Consider the following 15,258-nt stretch of genomic DNA (forward strand, 5'->3'; position numbering starts at 1 on the left):
TCAGCGATCCGCCTTGCGCCTGGCGGACGGGCCGGCGATCGTCAGCTTCTCCGGATTGGTCCAGGTCTCGACGGTGTCGTCCGTCTCGATCTGCAGCAGGCCGACGCGCCAGTGATAGACGCCGGGCGTGAGCCGGTGGAGCGTGAGCGAGTCCTGCTCGAGCCCGACTCGATCGACGATCGGAGGGGCCTCGGGCGTGTCGCTCAGCAGCTGGAAGCGATAGCGGCGAGTGCCATTGCCCGAGCCCCACCAGCGGAAGCGATAACCATCGTCCGCCATGTCGACCGAGGCGTGGAGCGAGGCGAGGCGGCGCTTGAAGCCATAGCTCTGGGCAAAGCCTTCGACACCGCTCGGCGCGATCGCCGAGATGCGCGCGAACTGGTTGCCATTGGGAATGTCGGTGAAGGTGAAACGGCCATCCTCGGAGATCTGCTCGACATTATTGTCGATGAAGCCCGCATCGCTGGCGATGACCAGCCGATAGCGCGCGGCGCCCGGCGTCGGCGCGGCGCGGAACGCGACATTGTCGTCGAGCTGCACGGCGCCCGGATCCTCGAGCGCGGGGGCAGGGAGCAGCGGCTCGGTACGCACCGCGCCGTCGCCGTCGCGGGCCGCGCCGATGCCGGGATCGAGCGCCAGCGCGCGCGTCTGCCCGTCGCTGTCGGTGACGAGCACATGGCCGCTCAGCACTTCGGTGATCGCCGTTCCCGCCGCGAACGACACGCGGAACTCGGTGCCGCGCACGGCTGTCATGCTCACCGGCGTCTCGATCCGGTACCTGCCGGACGGTCCCTCCAGCGGCTGGACCTTGGTCTCCAGCCGGCCGCTGGTGATTTCCAGGCGATAGTCGATCGCGTTCGTGAGCAGGATGCGGCGCAATTCACGGACCCGCACACGGCTTTGCGAGGGCAAAACGATCCGCGACTGGTCGGCAAGGATCAGCGTGGCGAAGCTGTTGGCGGCAGTGGCGATGAACATGCCCTCGTCGATGCTCGCGCCGATCACCGCGGAGGCTTCGCGCCCGTTGGCGGTAATCGCCACCTTGCCGCGATAGCTGGCCAGCCGGGCGGGCTCGATCCGGTAGCGCAGCCAGCTTCGCGGGATCAGGAGCTGCCGACCCGTCGGCAGGCGGCGCGGGTTCTGCACCCGGGCGAGCTTGAGCAGCGCGCGCCAGTCGCGTCCCTCGACCAGATATTTGCGGCTCAGCTGGTCGGCCGTATCGCCGCGCCGGATGACATAGGCGATGGCATTGGCATGCGGCGCGGGCCGCGTGACGGGTGGGGGCGTGTCGAGGATCATTGCAACTCCTCCGCGCCGAACTGCTCCATGCGATAGCCGAAGCCGGAGATCGCCACGATGCGGTAGCCATTGGCGGGGGTCAGGTTGAGTTTGGCGCGGATGCGCGAGACGTGCATGTCGAGCGTGCGGGTAGGGAGGTCGCCCGCGCTCTGCCAGATCTTCTCGAGCAGATAGCTGCGCGACAGCGGCCGGTGCATGTTCTCGAAGAGCAGCAGCGCGAGCCCGAACTCCTTGGCGCTGAGCGGGATATCGGCGCCCTCGAAGCGCACATGGCCGGTCAGCCGGTCGAAGCCGTATTTGCCGAAGATCGAGACGCGCTGCTGCGCGGCATCGGGCAACGAGCGGCGGAGCACCGCGCCAACGCGCGCGGCGATCACGATCGAGCTTTCGGGCTTGACCACATAGTCATCGGCTCCGGTCTGCAGGGCGACGGCGATGTCGTCCTTGTCCGAGCGGCTGGTCAGCATGATGATCGCGGTCGAATGCGCTCCTGTGCCGCGGATCGAGCGGAGCAGGTCGATGCCCAGGCTGTCGGGCAGGTTCCAGTCGAGCAGGATGAGGTCGAAGGTCTGGCGGCGCAGCGCGGCGAGCAGGGCGGCGCCGGTCCGGAACGGGGTGCAGACATATCCGGCTGCGGTCAGCGCGGCACTGACGAAGTCGATGATCTCCTCGTCATCGTCGACCACGGCGATGTGCATCGCACCGTTCTGGTCCGGGAACCCCGGCTTAACAGCGACCATCGCGGCTGAAACCGTTACGCAAGTACGTCTCGTCCTTTGTCATTGAGAGCGAGCACTTATTCCCGAACTCCAGATGTCGGTGTCGCGTGCGTTTCCTCCAGATCGATCGCGCCGAATGGACGCGGGGCTTTCCTGGGCTGCTACCAACTCGCCTCATGGTGAGGTGCTAGCAAAGCGCTGCCCACGGGGACAGTCATTGCCGGTGTAAACTGTTGTAACGGGAAGGTGCGGTTCGAGCCCTCCTGTCCGCGCGCTGGCGCAATCGTCGCGGAGTGCGATTGTAAACTGTTGTAACCGAAGCTCATTTGATCGGGCTTTGCCCAGGCGGATGGGATATTGGCGGGCCGTCTCGGGACGCGTGGCTCAGGGGTGCGCGCGTTCGTGCAGACGATATTCGCCCCCCTCCGGACAGCACGCCCCACGTGCTCCCGGAGTCCCGGCCGGTCCGACTCTCCCTCGATTGTCGGGCCGTGCTGCCCCGCCGGGTCCCCCGGCCCGGCGGGGCTAGGCGCATGGCCGACAGGGGAGCGCCCCATCCCGATGTAAAATCTTGTCAGGCAGGCGGGCTTCCGATTGTCCGGGCCAAGGCCCTGATTTACCTGGGGAAGACCGGCGGAGTGCCGGGATCCGAACGGCGGCGAGGCGCGGGGACCGCGTCGCATGTCAGTAACGGAAACCATATGACGCTTGATTTGCCCACCGCGATCCTGGGCGCGCTCCTCGAAAATGGCGAGAAGACCCTGGCAGGTATCGCCCATGACCCCATGCCCGTCGTCAAGCTGCACTGCCCCGATACCGGGGGCATCTGGCTCCTGACGGAACTCGACCCGAGGGATCCCGACCGGGCCTTTGGGCTGTGCGATCCGCTTCCCGGCGCCCCACGCGTGTGCACGGTTTCGCTTGCCGAACTCGGCAAGTTTCGCGGGCCGCTGGGCCTGGCGATCGAACGGGACCTGCTCTTCCAGGCGGACCGGTCGCTGCGCGCCTATGGCGAGGGGGCGCTGGCCGCGGGACGGATCATCGCCTGAGCGGGACCTGATCCGCAGCGACCGATCTTCGCTGGTTGTTGCGAGTCATTCGCAAACTTACTAGAGCCGCGACATGCGGACGAACGCACTCGTCATATCCCGGCTCGTAGTTTCGGAGAGGCCGTCCCTGTTGCGGCTGATCGGGCGGATTGTCGGCAATCCGGCGGCGGCTGAGGATGTGACGCAGAGCCTGTGGCTGCGGGCGCAGCGCATCGCGGACGATCCGCCGATCACCAATCAACGCGCCTATCTCTATCGCCTCGCCACCAATCTCGCGATCGATCACCTCAAGGGCGAGGCGCGCCGATCCGACATCGAGGTCGAGGCGCAGGCGCTGCTCTGGGGATGCGACGAAGCGCTTGCGGCCGAGCGGGTGGCGATCGCCAACGACACGCTCGCCCGGGTGGAGGCGGCGGCGCGGGCGCTGCCCGAGCAGACGCGGCGGGTGTTCGAGCTGCATCGCTATGAAGGGCTGTCGCAGCGTGCGGTCGCCGAGCGGCTGGGGGTTTCGACCACCACGGTCGAGAAGCATATGCGGCGCGCGATGCAACTGCTGGCCAGGGCGCGCGACGGCGAATGAGGAAATCGCGGTATCGGGGGTTGGGTGTTTGGCGCGACCGACAGTCCTATGCGCGGAGGGGCTCTTGCGCGAACGGATGACGGGATCGATGGACAGGTCCGGCGAGATTGCCGAGCGCGCGCGCGAATGGGTGCGGCTGCTCGTCTCGGGTGAGATGCGCGGCGGGGCGCTGGCGGAACTCCGGCAGTGGCTGGCGGCGGACCCTGCGCATGCCCGCGCCTTCGAGCGCGAGCGGGCCTTCTGGCAGGAACTGGAGGTGCATCGCGGCCTGTTCGCCCAGCCCGAGCTTTCGCCGGTGACCGCGCGGCGGGATCGCCGGAGTGGAGGCGGATGGCGCGCGCTGCCGCGGCCGGTGCGGCGCGGGCTGGTGGGGGCGGGAATGGCGGCCTGCCTGGCCGTGCTGGTCGCCGCACCTGAGCTGAACGTCCGGCTGCGGGCTGATCACCTGACCGGCACCGGCGAGATCCGTTCGGTCGCGCTGGCGGACGGTTCCGCCGCCATGCTCGACAGCGGATCGGCGATTGCCGTCGAGTATGCCCAGGGCGAGCGCCGGGTGCGGCTGCTGCGCGGGCGAGCCTGGTTCAACGTCGCGCATGACGACCGGCGGCCGTTCCGCGTCGATGCGGCGGGCGGCACTACCGAGGATGTCGGCACCGCCTTCGAAGTCTCGACCGGCAATGGCGAGGGCGCCGATGTCGCGGTTAGCCAGGGCGCGGTACGGGTGATCGCGGCGCGCGGGGCGACGCCGCTGACTGCCGGGCAGCGCGCACATTATGGCGATGGGGCTGTTGCGCGGCTGGCGGACGTGCGGCCCGATCGGATTGCGGCCTGGCGTGAGGGCGAGCTGCTTATCGATCGGCAGCCCGCCGCTGCCGCAATCGCCGAGATCCGCCGCTATCGTGCCGCGCCGGTGATACTGATGGCCGATCTTGGCCGGGCAAAGCCGGTCAGCGGCGTGTTCCGGATCGATCGTCCCGACGATGCGCTGGCCGCGATTGCCGCCGCCGCGGGGCTGCGGATGACCCGCCTGCCGGGCGGGATTCTGCTGATCCGATAAAAATCACCGAAAGGGGGTTGGGTGTTTCTCTCCGGCGCCAGTCTCTCAGATGCATAACTGATAATGATTAGCATATGCATTTGAAGGGGCCGCGCGGGGCGGCGCTCATCGAACCGGGGGCTCCATGCTTCGTTCCAACTTCGCCATGTCCGTTGCCATTCGCTGCCTGCGCAGCGCGAGCGTGATCGCGCTCGCCATGGGCGCGACCGTCGCGCACGCCCAGAGCGGCAATGGTGCGGTGGTGCAGGGATTCGATATTCCGGCGGCGACGCTCGAGGAAGCGCTGCGTATCTATATGCGGCAATCGGGCGTGCAGGTATCCTGGAGCGGGATCGACGGCACCGCGATCCGGGTGAACGCAGTTAAGGGCAATCTCTCCGCCGCAGCCGCGCTGAGCCGGCTGCTCGAGGGGACGGGGCTGACCTATCGCTTCACCGCCGCGACCTCGGCGATCCTGGAAGCCGCGCCGCGTGCCGATGCCGGTACGGTCCAGCTCGGCACGCTGCGCGTCGAGGGTGCGAATGACGGTGCGGGTGGCGGTGCCCGGGGTGCGGGCGGCACGGTCGCCGGCAATGCGGGCGAGGGACGGACCTTCACCGGCGCCCAGTCCACCGCCTATTTCAGCCGGGAGCGGATCGAGCGCTTCCGCGGCACCTCGCCGGGCGACTTCCTGAGCGGCACGCCGGGCGTGCTCAACGGCGACAACCGCAATTCGGGCGCGCTCGACGTCAACATCCGCGGCATGCAGGGGATGGACCGCGTGCCGGTGGTTATCGACGGATCGCTCCAGCAATCGACCGTCTATCGCGGCTATTCCGGCGTGGCGGGGCGCACCTATCTCGATCCCGACCTGGTCGGCAGCGTGACGATCGAGAAGGGGCCGAGCGCCGCTGCCGACGGCGTCGGCGCGACCGGCGGCCTGGTGCGTGTCGATACGATCGGCGCGAAGGACCTGATCGCCGAGGGTAACGACTTCGGCATCCGCTTCCGCGGCGGACTGTCCGGCAACAATGTCGCGCCGCCGCCGACGGCGACGCCGGGCACCGGCACGGGCAGCGCCGAGCGGTTCGACCGGCCCGGGGCGCTCGACCTGGGTGGCTGGAACTTCAGCGTCGCTGCCGCCGGGCGTGTCGGCGATATCGAGCTGGTCGGCGCGGTCGCGCGGCGCAAGCTCGGCAACTATTTCGGCGGCGAGCACGGCACCGTGCCGCCGGGCGGCACCGGCACGCTCGGCAATGTCCTCCAGCGCTACAATCTGGGCGAGGAAGTGCTCAGCACCTCGCAGGACAACAGCTCCTACCTGCTGCGCGGCACCTGGCGTTTCGGCGACGGGCATGGGATCGACCTGTCCTATGTCCGCTACGAAAGCGATTTCGGCGAGATGATGCCCTCGCAGATCATCCGCTTCGGCGGGGCGCTGCAGGCGCCGCTCAGCCGCGCCGAGGTCAACACCTATACCGCGCGCTATCGCTGGGATCCGGACAGCACCGACCTGATCAACCTGAAGATCGACGCCTGGAAGACCGACAGCTTCACCAGCATCGAGACGCTGTACCGATACGTCTTCCCCAACGGCAATGTCAGCGTGACCGACGCGGCCTATCAGAGCCAGTCGACCCGCTGGGGCGTCAACCTCTCGAACCGCTCGACGCTGCACACGCCGCTCGGCCGGCTCGATCTAGACTATGGCGGCAGCTATGCGCGCGAGGACATGACTCCTCCGCGCGGCTGGGACACCTACAAGGGCAATTCGGGCTACACTTCGTTCGTCGAGCCGCGGCATGGCTGGCGCGACGAGTTCAGCGGCTTCATCGGCGGCGAGCTGAAGCCGAACGACTGGGTGACCTTCAACGCCGCGCTGCGCTACACCAACACCGTCTCGCAGGATCTGACCGAGACGCATACCTGGGCCGGCACGCCGCAGGTCGAGGTCACCGGCTATAACCGCGAAAGCAATGCCGGCTTCGCGCCGATCGCGTCCTTCCTGATCGAGCCCGTGAAGGGCCTGCAATTCTACGCCCGCTATGCCGAGGCGATCCGCAACCCCAGCCTGTTCGAATCCACCACGGGTTTTTCCTTCTACCCCGATCCGCGCAACCCGATCCGGCCGGAGCATGCCCGCAACAGCGAAGTCGGCGCGAACCTGCAACTGGCGAACCTGGCGAAGACCGGCGACCTGCTTCAGGCCAAGCTTGCCTATTTCAGCAACGATATCGACGACTACCTGACCCGCGGCATCAGCGAGGGCATGACCTCGATCATCAATATCGAGAAGGCGCGGCTGCAGGGTGTGGAGGCATCGTTCCAATATGATGCCGGCGTGGTCTTCGCCGATTTCGGCGGCACCTATTACACCTTCAAGCAGTTCTGCGGGACCAACCACACCTGCCGCGAGGGGGGCACGGCGGACAGCTATGTCCCGGCGCATTTGCCGCCCAAGCTGAGCCTGAACGTCAACGCGGGCGTCCGCCTGCTCGACGAGCGGCTCACCCTGGGCGGGCGCTATCGCCATGTCGGCGGGCGCGACACGCCGATCATCACCTTTGGCGGCTCGATGACCAGCATCGACTGGTCGCCGTACGACCTGTTCGACGTCTATGGCAGTTTCGACATCAGCGACGATCTGCGGCTCGACGTGGCGATCGATAACCTGACCGATCGCTATTACATGGACGCGCTGACGCTGGGGCTGATGCCTTCGCCGGGGCGGACGGTCCGGATCGGGATGACCGCCGGCTTTGGCGGCCCCGCGCACAACCGGTCGCGCGATGCCCGCCAGCGGGCGATCGAGGCGCTGAACGGGCGCCCGGCGCTGGCCGCTTTCGACGGCGACTGGTCCGGCCCCTATATCGGGCTCGCGGCGGGGCACGACTTCGTCAAAAGCCGCCGCACCCGCTCGACCGCCGGCAACGGCGCGACCGGCGGCATCCCCGCCACCGAAGTCGGCGAGGCCGAGGGCAATGGCAGCCGGATCGGGCTGCTCGGCGGCTACACCTGGCAGCTGGCGCGGCACTGGGTGGTCGGCATCGAAGGCGATTTCGGCCTGAGCCGGGCGCGGTCGCGGCTCTACACCAACTCGACCGAGCTGCTGGTCAACACGTCGATCATCACGCCGCAGGACATGCGCAACCAGGCCGATACCGAGTTCGCTTCGGACTGGACCGGCGGGCTGCGCGCGCGGCTGGGCTATGCGACGGGGCCGGTGCTGGTGTTCGGCAGCGCGGGTCTTGCGCTGATGCAGGAAGTGCAGACGCGCACCCAGTATCTGGACAATGCGGCAGCGTCCTATTTCAACGCCAATCGCCGTTTCAGCCAGAATTCGGCGCCGATGTTCTCGGAGAAGGACCGGCGGCTGGCGACCGGCTGGAGCGTAGGCGGCGGTGTCGAGTGGGCGCTCGGCAACAACTGGTCGGTGCGCGGCGACTATGGCTATGCGCGCTATGGCAGCGGCGCCTTCCGGTTCGACGATGCCCGCGCGGGCGTGGGGCGGAACTTCACCGTAGCCGGCGCGGTTCTCCGCGATCCGGTGACCAACGCCATCCTGCGCGATCCGGTGACCGGCGCGATCCTGCGCGAGATGACCAGCTACACCGGCACGTCGAGCACGGTGAACGGGCGGCGCACGCGCAGCAATGCCGATGCGCACAGCATCCGTCTCGGCGTGAACTTCCGGTTCTGAAGGAGCATGTGGATGACCGATGTGACGAACCTGCCGCGATCGCAGCGGCTCAAGCAGGCGACGCGGGAAGTGCATGACGGGCTCGATCGCTCGATCATGGACGCCGGCCTGTTCGAGAGCCTGCCCGGCTATGTCCGCTTCGTCGCGATGCAGCGGCGTTTCCACCGCGACATCGACGCGCTCTACGCCGATCCCGCGATGCGCGCGCTGCTGCCCGGGCTGGCCGACCGGCGCCGGTTGCCGCTGATCGAAGCCGACCTGGCCGATCTCGGACTGGGCGAGGCGGAGGCCGATGCGCCGGCGTTCGCGGCCGGCCAGGTGGACCCCGCCACGGCGCTCGGCTGGCTCTATGTCGCGGAAGGATCGAACATGGGGGCGGCGCTGCTGCGCAAGGCGGCGGCGAAGCTTGGCCTGTCCGATACGCATGGCGCGCGACACCTGGCGCCGGCGCCGGAAGGGCCGGCCGCGCAGTGGCGCAGCTTCACCGCCGCGCTCGACGCGATACCGCTCGACGAGGCAGCGGAGGCGCGTGCCGTCGAAGGGGCGAAGGCGGCCTTTGCCCGGGTGCAGCGCCATGCCGACAGCGTCCTTGCCTGACGCCGAACCGGCAACGCCGCGCGGCGGACGCGCGACGCGGGCGGCCTGGCTGGTCGCCGGGCTCGCCTGCCTGGGCCTGGGCGGTGTCGGCATCGTCGTGCCGCTGATGCCGACGACGATCTTCGTCATCCTCGCCGCCGGGTGTTTCGCCCGATCCTCGCCGCGGCTCGATGCCTGGTTGCGCACCCACCCGCGCTTCGGCCCCCCGATCCGCGCCTGGCAGGCCGAGCGGGCGATCCCGGCGCGGGCGAAGCGGGCGGCCTGCATGGGGATCGCGCTCGGCTATGGCCTGTTCTGGCTCGGCGCGCGGCCGCATTGGCCCCTGGCGCTCACCGTTGCCGTGATGATGGGCGGCTGTGCGCTGTGGATTGTCACCCGACCGCTGCCTAGCGGGGCGGGGCTGCCGTGAAGCTGATGCTCCCGGAGGATGTTGTCGCGTCGCCTTTGCTCCTGCCGGTGCAGCGGCAGGGCTATCGTGCGCAGGATTGGCGGACGCGGTCGATCGGGCTGGGTGGTGCGCTTGCCGTGCCGGCGGCGATGCTCGCGCTTGCCGTGCTGCGCTGGGCGACACCTGCGACGATCCCGGCGCGGCCGGCACCGATGATGGTGGAGCTGCTGCCGCTCGCCGCGCCGCCCGAACCGGTTCGCGAAGTGCCGGAAGGGCGGGTGCAGGAGGAACGCAAGGCGCGCAGGATGGCCGAGCCCGTGCGCCCCGAGCCGCCCAAGGTGATCGTGCCCCACCTGCTCACCCAGCCGACCGCGCCGGCGCCGCCGGTCGAGCCCGCGCCCAATGCCGATCCGGTGCCCGAGACGACCGCGCCCAAATCGACGCCCGCGCCGCCGGCCCCGCGCATGTCCAGCGATGCGCCGGCGAGCTGGGAGGCGCGGCTGCTCGCGCATCTCGAGAAATATCGCCGCTATCCGGCATCGGCCCGGGCGCGGCGCGAGCAGGGCGTCGCCTATGTGCGCTTCCGGATGAACCGGGCAGGGCGGGTGCTCGACGCGGCGCTGCTCCGTTCGTCGGGCAATGCCGCGCTCGATCGCGCCGCGATGGAGACGATCCGCCGCGCCCAGCCGCTGCCGGCGATCCCCGAGGACCGGGCGGACGAACTGCAGCTCTCGGTTCCCGTGGAGTTCACCGTCCGCTGATCGGGCGATGCCGGATAGGAGCGCGAGCGGGCAGGGCGAAGACGGTCAGACCGCACCGCACCCGACCAGGGCAAGCCGCCCGGCAGGTGACGATCCGCCTGCCCGAGGGCCGCACGCTCCGTATTCTTCGTGCCGGGGCAGGCGAAACGAAGATGACCCGATTGGCGAGCTCAGGGCGCCACCGGCGCATCCAGCGGCAAGCCGGCATGTTCGTAGCCGCGGCGGAAATCGGCCATATGCCGCTCCATCCATAGCCGGGCGGTAGCCAGGTCGCGCGCCCTGAGCGCGGCGACGATCTCGCGATGCGCCTCGAGGATGCGCCAGGGCGAGCGATCGCGCGTCCTCGGATGCGTGAACAGCCGGTCGAGCGAGGGGTAGAAAAGCAGCGACACCGGTTCGCGGGACATCAGCAGCACGCGGTTGCCGGTGGCCTGGGCGATCAGCGCATGGAACTCGACGTCGAGCGCCGAGATAGATTCGCCGCGCTCCAGCGCCTCGCCCATGGCCGCGGCATTGGCTTCCAGCGCCTCGACCAGTGTATCGTCGATCCGCCCCTCGAGCAGGTCCATCGCCAGCAGTTCGAGCTGCATCGCGACTTCCCAGATCTCGCGGAACGAGACCTGCTGCATCATCAGCGCGCGCGAGCTTTGCGAGGCGAGCGCGTCATGCTTCGGCCGCGTGACGTGCAGCCGCCGCCCGGCATCGCGCTTCACCAGGCCGCTTTGCTCGAGCGCACGCATGCCCTCGCGCACCGTGTGGCGCGTCACGCCGAACTTCTCCGCCAGTTCGGTTTCGGTCGGCAGCGGCTGGCCCGGTGCCAGTTCGCCGCTGAGGATCGCCTCCTCCAGCGCCTGCTGCACCGCCTGATAGGCACGCGCGATCGTGAGCTTGCCAAGTGCCATCAGAATCCCTTTGTCCAACAATCCAACATTTGATAGGTCGCAGCCCAACGCTGCCAATGGGAGGGGTGCTTTGCAAGTCGAGGTCGAACGGCGGGACAAGGTTGCGCTGCTGCGCTTCTCCAATCCGCCGGTGAACACCCAGTCGGTTGCCGGGGTGGGGGTGATCGCCGCGGCGTTTGCCGCGCTGGTGACGGACCCGGCAGTGGCCGCGATCGTCGTCAGCGGCGGGCCGAAGATCTTCAGTGCGGGCGCGCAGATCACCGAGTTCGATGGCGATCCGTCGAAGATCGACGCCAATCGCGCGATGATCGAGGCGATCGAGGCCTCGCCCAAGCCTGTGGTCGCGGCGATTAACGGCGTCTGCATGGGCGGCGGGCTCGAACTGGCGCTGGCCTGCCACTATCGGGTCAGTGCCGGAAACGCCCGGATCGGGCTGACCGAAGTGACGCTCGGTGTGCTGCCCGGCGGCGGCGGTACCCAGCGGCTGCCGCGCCTGATCGGGGCGAAGGCAGGGCTCGAGCTGATGCTGAGCGGGCGTGTGCTCGACGGTGCCCAGGCCAAGGCGGCAGGCGTGGTCGATGATGTGGTGACGGGAGATGCCGAGGCGGCGGCGCTCGCCCTGGCGGAGCTGGTGCCGGCGGTGCGCCGCACCGGCGAGATGCCGGCACCGGGTGACCTTGCCGAGGCACTGGCCGCTGCCAGGCCGCGCTCGCTGGCCCAGCGGCGGATCGTCGAATGCGTAGCGGCGATCGGGACGCATGATTTCGTCGCCGGACTGCGGGTCGAGGCGGATCTGTTCAGCGAGTTGCTGGGCTCGGAGGAGTCACGCGGATTGCGGCACGCCTTCTTTGGCCGCCGGATTGCCGCGCGCGTGCCCGGGCTGGGTGAGGCGAAACCGGGGAAGATCGGGCAGGTCGCGGTGATCGGCGGCGGGTTGATGGGCACCGGCATCGCGTTGGCACTGCTCAATGCGGGGCTGAAGATAGTGCTGGTCGAGCCGCGTGCCGAGGCGCTCGACAGGGCGCGCGCAACGATCGCCAAAGCCATCCTGCGCGAGGTCGAGAAGGGGCGGATCGGGGCGGATGTCGCCGATGCCCGTCTGGCTGCCCTCACCGCCGCATCGGAGATCGATGCGGCTGCCGGTGCCGACCTGCTGATCGAGGCGGCGTTCGAGGACATGGAAGTGAAGCGCCAGGTGTTCGAGGGCATGGAGCGGGTTGCCCGGACGGACGCGATCCTTGCGAGCAACACCTCGACGCTCGACCTCGATGCGATCGCCGGCTTCACGGCCACGCCGGAGCGGGTGGTGGGGCTGCACTTCTTCTCGCCCGCCAATGTGATGAAGCTGCTGGAAGTGGTGCGCGGCGCGAAAACCGTGCCCGAGACGCTGGCGACGGCAATGGCGTTCGGCAAGGCGATCGGCAAGAGCCCGGTGGCGGTCGGCGTTTGCGACGGGTTCGTCGGCAACCGGATGTTCGAGGAATATCTCCGCCAGGCCTGGTACCTGCTCGAGGAAGGTGCGCTGCCGGGCCAGCTGGACGGTGCGCTCAAGCGCTGGGGCATGGCGATGGGGCCGGTCGCGGTGATGGACCTGGCCGGGCAGGATATCGGCTGGAGCATCCGCAAGCGCCGCGCGGTGGACCAGCCTGACCGGCCCTATTCGAAGATCCCCGATCTGGTCTGTGAACTCGGGCGGTTCGGGCAGAAGACCGGGGCGGGCTTCTATCGCTATCCGGATGGACGCACCGCCGAGCCAGACCCGGAGATCGACGCGCTGATCCTTGCTGAATCCGCGCGGCTGGGCATCGAGCGGCGCGAGATCGGCGACGAAGAGATCGTCGAGCGCTGCATCTATGCCCTGGTCAATGAAGGCGCGAAAATCCTCGGCGAGAGGATAGCCTGGCGCGCGGTCGATATCGATGTCGTCTATCTCGACGGCTATGGCTTCCCCGGCGAGCGCGGCGGGCCGATGTATCTCGCCGACCGGATCGGCTTGCCCAGGGTGCTGGAACGCATCGAACAATTCGCCGCCGGTCCGCAGGGCTGGGCCTGGGCGCCGGCGCCTCTGCTCGTCGAACTCGCGGCTTCGGGGCGCACCTTCGCGTCGCTCGATGCGGCCACTCTCTGAAAGGAAAATAGGATGGGGATCGATCTCTCGACCCGGGTGGCGATCGTCACCGGTGCCGGCGGCGGGCTGGGCGCGGCGCATGCGATCGCATTGGCGAAGCGCGGCGCGAAGGTGGTCGTTGCCGACATGAACGGCGATGCGGCCCGCGCCGTCTGCGCGCGGATCGAGGCCGAGGGCGGCGAGGCGATGGCGGTGGCGGTGAGCGTCACCGATTTCGCCGGCGTCCAGGCTATGTGCGAGGATACGCTGGCGCGCTGGGGCCGGATCGATATCCTCGTCAACAATGCGGGCATCCTGCGCGACAAGAGCTTCGCCAAGATGGATCTGGACGATTTCCGGCTGGTGCTCGACGTCCACCTGATGGGCTCGGTCCACTGCACCAAGGCGGTGTGGGACACGATGCGCGCCCAGAATTACGGGCGGATCATCTTCACCACCTCGTCCTCGGGCCTCTACGGCAATTTCGGCCAGGCGAATTACGGCGCTGCCAAGATGGCACTGGTCGGGCTGATGCAGACCCTGGCAATCGAGGGCGAGCGCTACGGTATCCGGGTCAACAGCCTGGCGCCGAGCGCGGCGACGGGGATGACCAACGGGCTCTATTCGGAAGAGATGCTGGCGGGGCTCGACGCATCGCTGGTGAGCCCGGCGGTAGTGGCGCTGGCGGCCGAGGACGCCCCCAACCGCGCGATCCTGCTGGCCGGCGCCGGCAGCTTCGAGCAGGCGCATGTCAGCATGACGCGAGGGCTGTTCCTCGGCGATGGCGCGGGGGTGGCCGACACGCTGCTCGATCGGCTGGATGCCGTCGGCGACCGGGCAGGGGAAGTGATCCCGGCCCGCGGCGAGGAACAATATCAGTATGAGATGTCGGCGCGCGCCGCCAGCATGGAGCGCGCATGACTGCCGAGGTCTTCATCGTCGCTGCGCGGCGCACCGCGATCGGCACCTTTGGCGGGGCGCTCGGGGCCGAGGCGCCTGGCAATCTCGCTGCCACGGTCACGCGGGCGGCGCTCGATGCCGCGGGCGTGGCACCGGAGGCGGTGGGCCATGTCGTGTTCGGCCAGGTGATCCCGACCGCGCCGCGTGACGCCTATCTGGCCCGCGTGGCCGGTATCGAGGCGGGTATCCCCAAGGAAGTGCCGGCGCTTACCGTCAACCGGCTATGCGGTTCGGGCGTGCAGGCGATCGTGTCGGCGGCGCAGATGCTGATGCTCGGGGATGCCGAGATCGCGGTGGCCGGCGGTGCCGAGGTGATGAGCCGCGCGCCTTATTATGCACCGGCCACCCGCTGGGGGCAGAAGATGGGCGATGCTACTCTGGTCGATGGCCTCAACGGCGCGCTGACCGATCCGTTCGGCGGCGGGCTGATGGGCGTGACCGCCGAGAATGTCGCCGAGCGCCACGGCATCGATCGGGCCCGCCAGGACGCCTATGCTGCGGAGAGCCATGCCCGTGCAGTACGAGCGATCGCGGAAGGGCGGTTCGACGGACAGATCGTGCCGATCGAGGTGAAGGCGGGGCGCGCAACCAGGGTCTTTGATGTCGACGAGCATGTCCGGGCGGACGCCAATGCGGCCGATCTCGCGAAGCTGCGCACGATCTTCAAGGCGGACGGCAGCGTGACCGCCGGCAACGCCTCGGGGATCAACGACGGTGCCGCTGCCGTCGTGCTGGCGAGCGAGAAGGCCGTGGCCGAGCACGGACTGACGCCGATGGCGCGGATCGTCGCCTATGGCCATGCCGGGGTCGATCCGGATTACATGGGCATGGGCCCGGTGCCGGCGACCCGGGCGGCGCTGGCCCGGGCAGGGCTGTCGGTCGCGGACATGGACGTGATCGAATCGAACGAGGCGTTCGCGGCACAGGCCTGTGCGGTTTCCGATGCGCTCGGTTTCGACCCCGCCAAGGTGAACCCCAATGGCAGCGGCATTTCGCTCGGCCATCCCGTGGGAGCAACGGGTGCGATCATCGTGACCAAGCTGGTCCATGAACTGGCGCGTGTGGGCGGGCGCTATGGCCTCGCGACGATGTGCATCGGCGGCGGTCAGGGCATCGCGCTGGTGGTGGAGCGGGTCTGAGGTAGCCGTGGTACCCGCGGA

General features: G+C 68.8%; 13 protein-coding genes. 10 read left to right on the forward strand and 3 right to left on the reverse strand.

Annotation, left to right across the window (positions count from 1 at the left end; all coding sequences use genetic code 11):
• Complete coding sequence (locus tag AAHM44_RS10065) at positions 1-1,299, reverse strand: FecR domain-containing protein (RefSeq protein ID WP_342249888.1); 1,299 nt, start codon at positions 1,297-1,299, stop codon at positions 1-3.
• The gene (locus AAHM44_RS10070; RefSeq protein ID WP_269575925.1) at positions 1,296-2,039 is read right to left on the reverse strand and encodes a response regulator transcription factor; all 744 of its coding nucleotides are present in this window, start codon (positions 2,037-2,039) and stop codon (positions 1,296-1,298) included. The genes AAHM44_RS10065 and AAHM44_RS10070 overlap by 4 nt, the downstream gene beginning before the upstream one ends.
• Positions 2,040-2,719: 680 nt before the next feature.
• Here AAHM44_RS10070 and AAHM44_RS10075 point away from each other — a divergent pair.
• The 7 genes from AAHM44_RS10075 (at position 2,720) to AAHM44_RS10105 (ending at position 10,129) form a co-directional block, all read left to right on the forward strand.
• Positions 2,720-3,067 carry a DUF2958 domain-containing protein gene (locus tag AAHM44_RS10075; RefSeq protein ID WP_269575924.1) on the forward strand — a complete coding sequence of 116 codons (348 nt, stop codon included), beginning with the start codon at positions 2,720-2,722 and terminating at the stop codon, positions 3,065-3,067.
• A gap of 73 nt (positions 3,068-3,140) precedes the next feature.
• Positions 3,141-3,647, forward strand: a complete 507-nt coding sequence (locus AAHM44_RS10080; RefSeq protein WP_269575923.1) for an RNA polymerase sigma factor — start codon at positions 3,141-3,143, stop codon at positions 3,645-3,647.
• 64 nt (positions 3,648-3,711) lie between these two features.
• Positions 3,712-4,704, forward strand: a complete 993-nt coding sequence (locus tag AAHM44_RS10085) for a FecR family protein (RefSeq protein ID WP_342249889.1) — start codon at positions 3,712-3,714, stop codon at positions 4,702-4,704.
• Between the two features lie 145 nt (positions 4,705-4,849).
• Positions 4,850-8,383 carry a TonB-dependent receptor domain-containing protein gene (locus tag AAHM44_RS10090; protein ID WP_342249890.1) on the forward strand — a complete coding sequence of 1,178 codons (3,534 nt, stop codon included), beginning with the start codon at positions 4,850-4,852 and terminating at the stop codon, positions 8,381-8,383.
• A gap of 12 nt (positions 8,384-8,395) precedes the next feature.
• On the forward strand, positions 8,396-8,980 hold the full coding sequence (locus AAHM44_RS10095; protein ID WP_342249891.1) for a biliverdin-producing heme oxygenase: 585 nt from the start codon (positions 8,396-8,398) through the stop codon (positions 8,978-8,980).
• A complete protein-coding gene (locus AAHM44_RS10100; protein WP_342249892.1) occupies positions 8,973-9,389 on the forward strand; it encodes a YbaN family protein in 417 nt (138 codons plus the stop codon). Before AAHM44_RS10095 ends, AAHM44_RS10100 begins: the two co-directional genes overlap by 8 nt.
• Positions 9,390-9,394: 5 nt before the next feature.
• Positions 9,395-10,129: an energy transducer TonB family protein gene (locus AAHM44_RS10105; RefSeq protein WP_342249898.1), complete on the forward strand. Its 735-nt coding sequence runs from the start codon at positions 9,395-9,397 to the stop codon at positions 10,127-10,129.
• A gap of 170 nt (positions 10,130-10,299) precedes the next feature.
• Here the strand turns inward: AAHM44_RS10105 and AAHM44_RS10110 are convergent, their stop codons facing one another.
• Positions 10,300-11,031 carry a FadR/GntR family transcriptional regulator gene (locus tag AAHM44_RS10110; protein WP_342249893.1) on the reverse strand — a complete coding sequence of 244 codons (732 nt, stop codon included), beginning with the start codon at positions 11,029-11,031 and terminating at the stop codon, positions 10,300-10,302.
• A 70-nt stretch (positions 11,032-11,101) separates the two neighbouring features.
• On the opposite strand from AAHM44_RS10110, the gene AAHM44_RS10115 reads away from it, so the two are divergent.
• From AAHM44_RS10115 to bktB, 3 genes are read left to right on the forward strand one after another with little or no spacing between them, the layout of a single operon-like run.
• A complete protein-coding gene (locus AAHM44_RS10115; protein ID WP_342249894.1) occupies positions 11,102-13,159 on the forward strand; it encodes a 3-hydroxyacyl-CoA dehydrogenase NAD-binding domain-containing protein in 2,058 nt (685 codons plus the stop codon).
• A gap of 12 nt (positions 13,160-13,171) precedes the next feature.
• Positions 13,172-14,059 carry an SDR family NAD(P)-dependent oxidoreductase gene (locus tag AAHM44_RS10120; RefSeq protein ID WP_342249895.1) on the forward strand — a complete coding sequence of 296 codons (888 nt, stop codon included), beginning with the start codon at positions 13,172-13,174 and terminating at the stop codon, positions 14,057-14,059.
• Positions 14,056-15,237 carry a beta-ketothiolase BktB gene (bktB, locus tag AAHM44_RS10125; protein ID WP_342249896.1) on the forward strand — a complete coding sequence of 394 codons (1,182 nt, stop codon included), beginning with the start codon at positions 14,056-14,058 and terminating at the stop codon, positions 15,235-15,237. The genes AAHM44_RS10120 and bktB overlap by 4 nt, the downstream gene beginning before the upstream one ends.
• The last annotated feature ends 21 nt before the right edge of the window (positions 15,238-15,258 follow it).

The sequence above is a fragment of the Sphingomonas sp. OTU376 genome (assembly GCF_038440415.1).
GTDB lineage: Bacteria > Pseudomonadota > Alphaproteobacteria > Sphingomonadales > Sphingomonadaceae > Sphingomonas > Sphingomonas kyeonggiensis_A.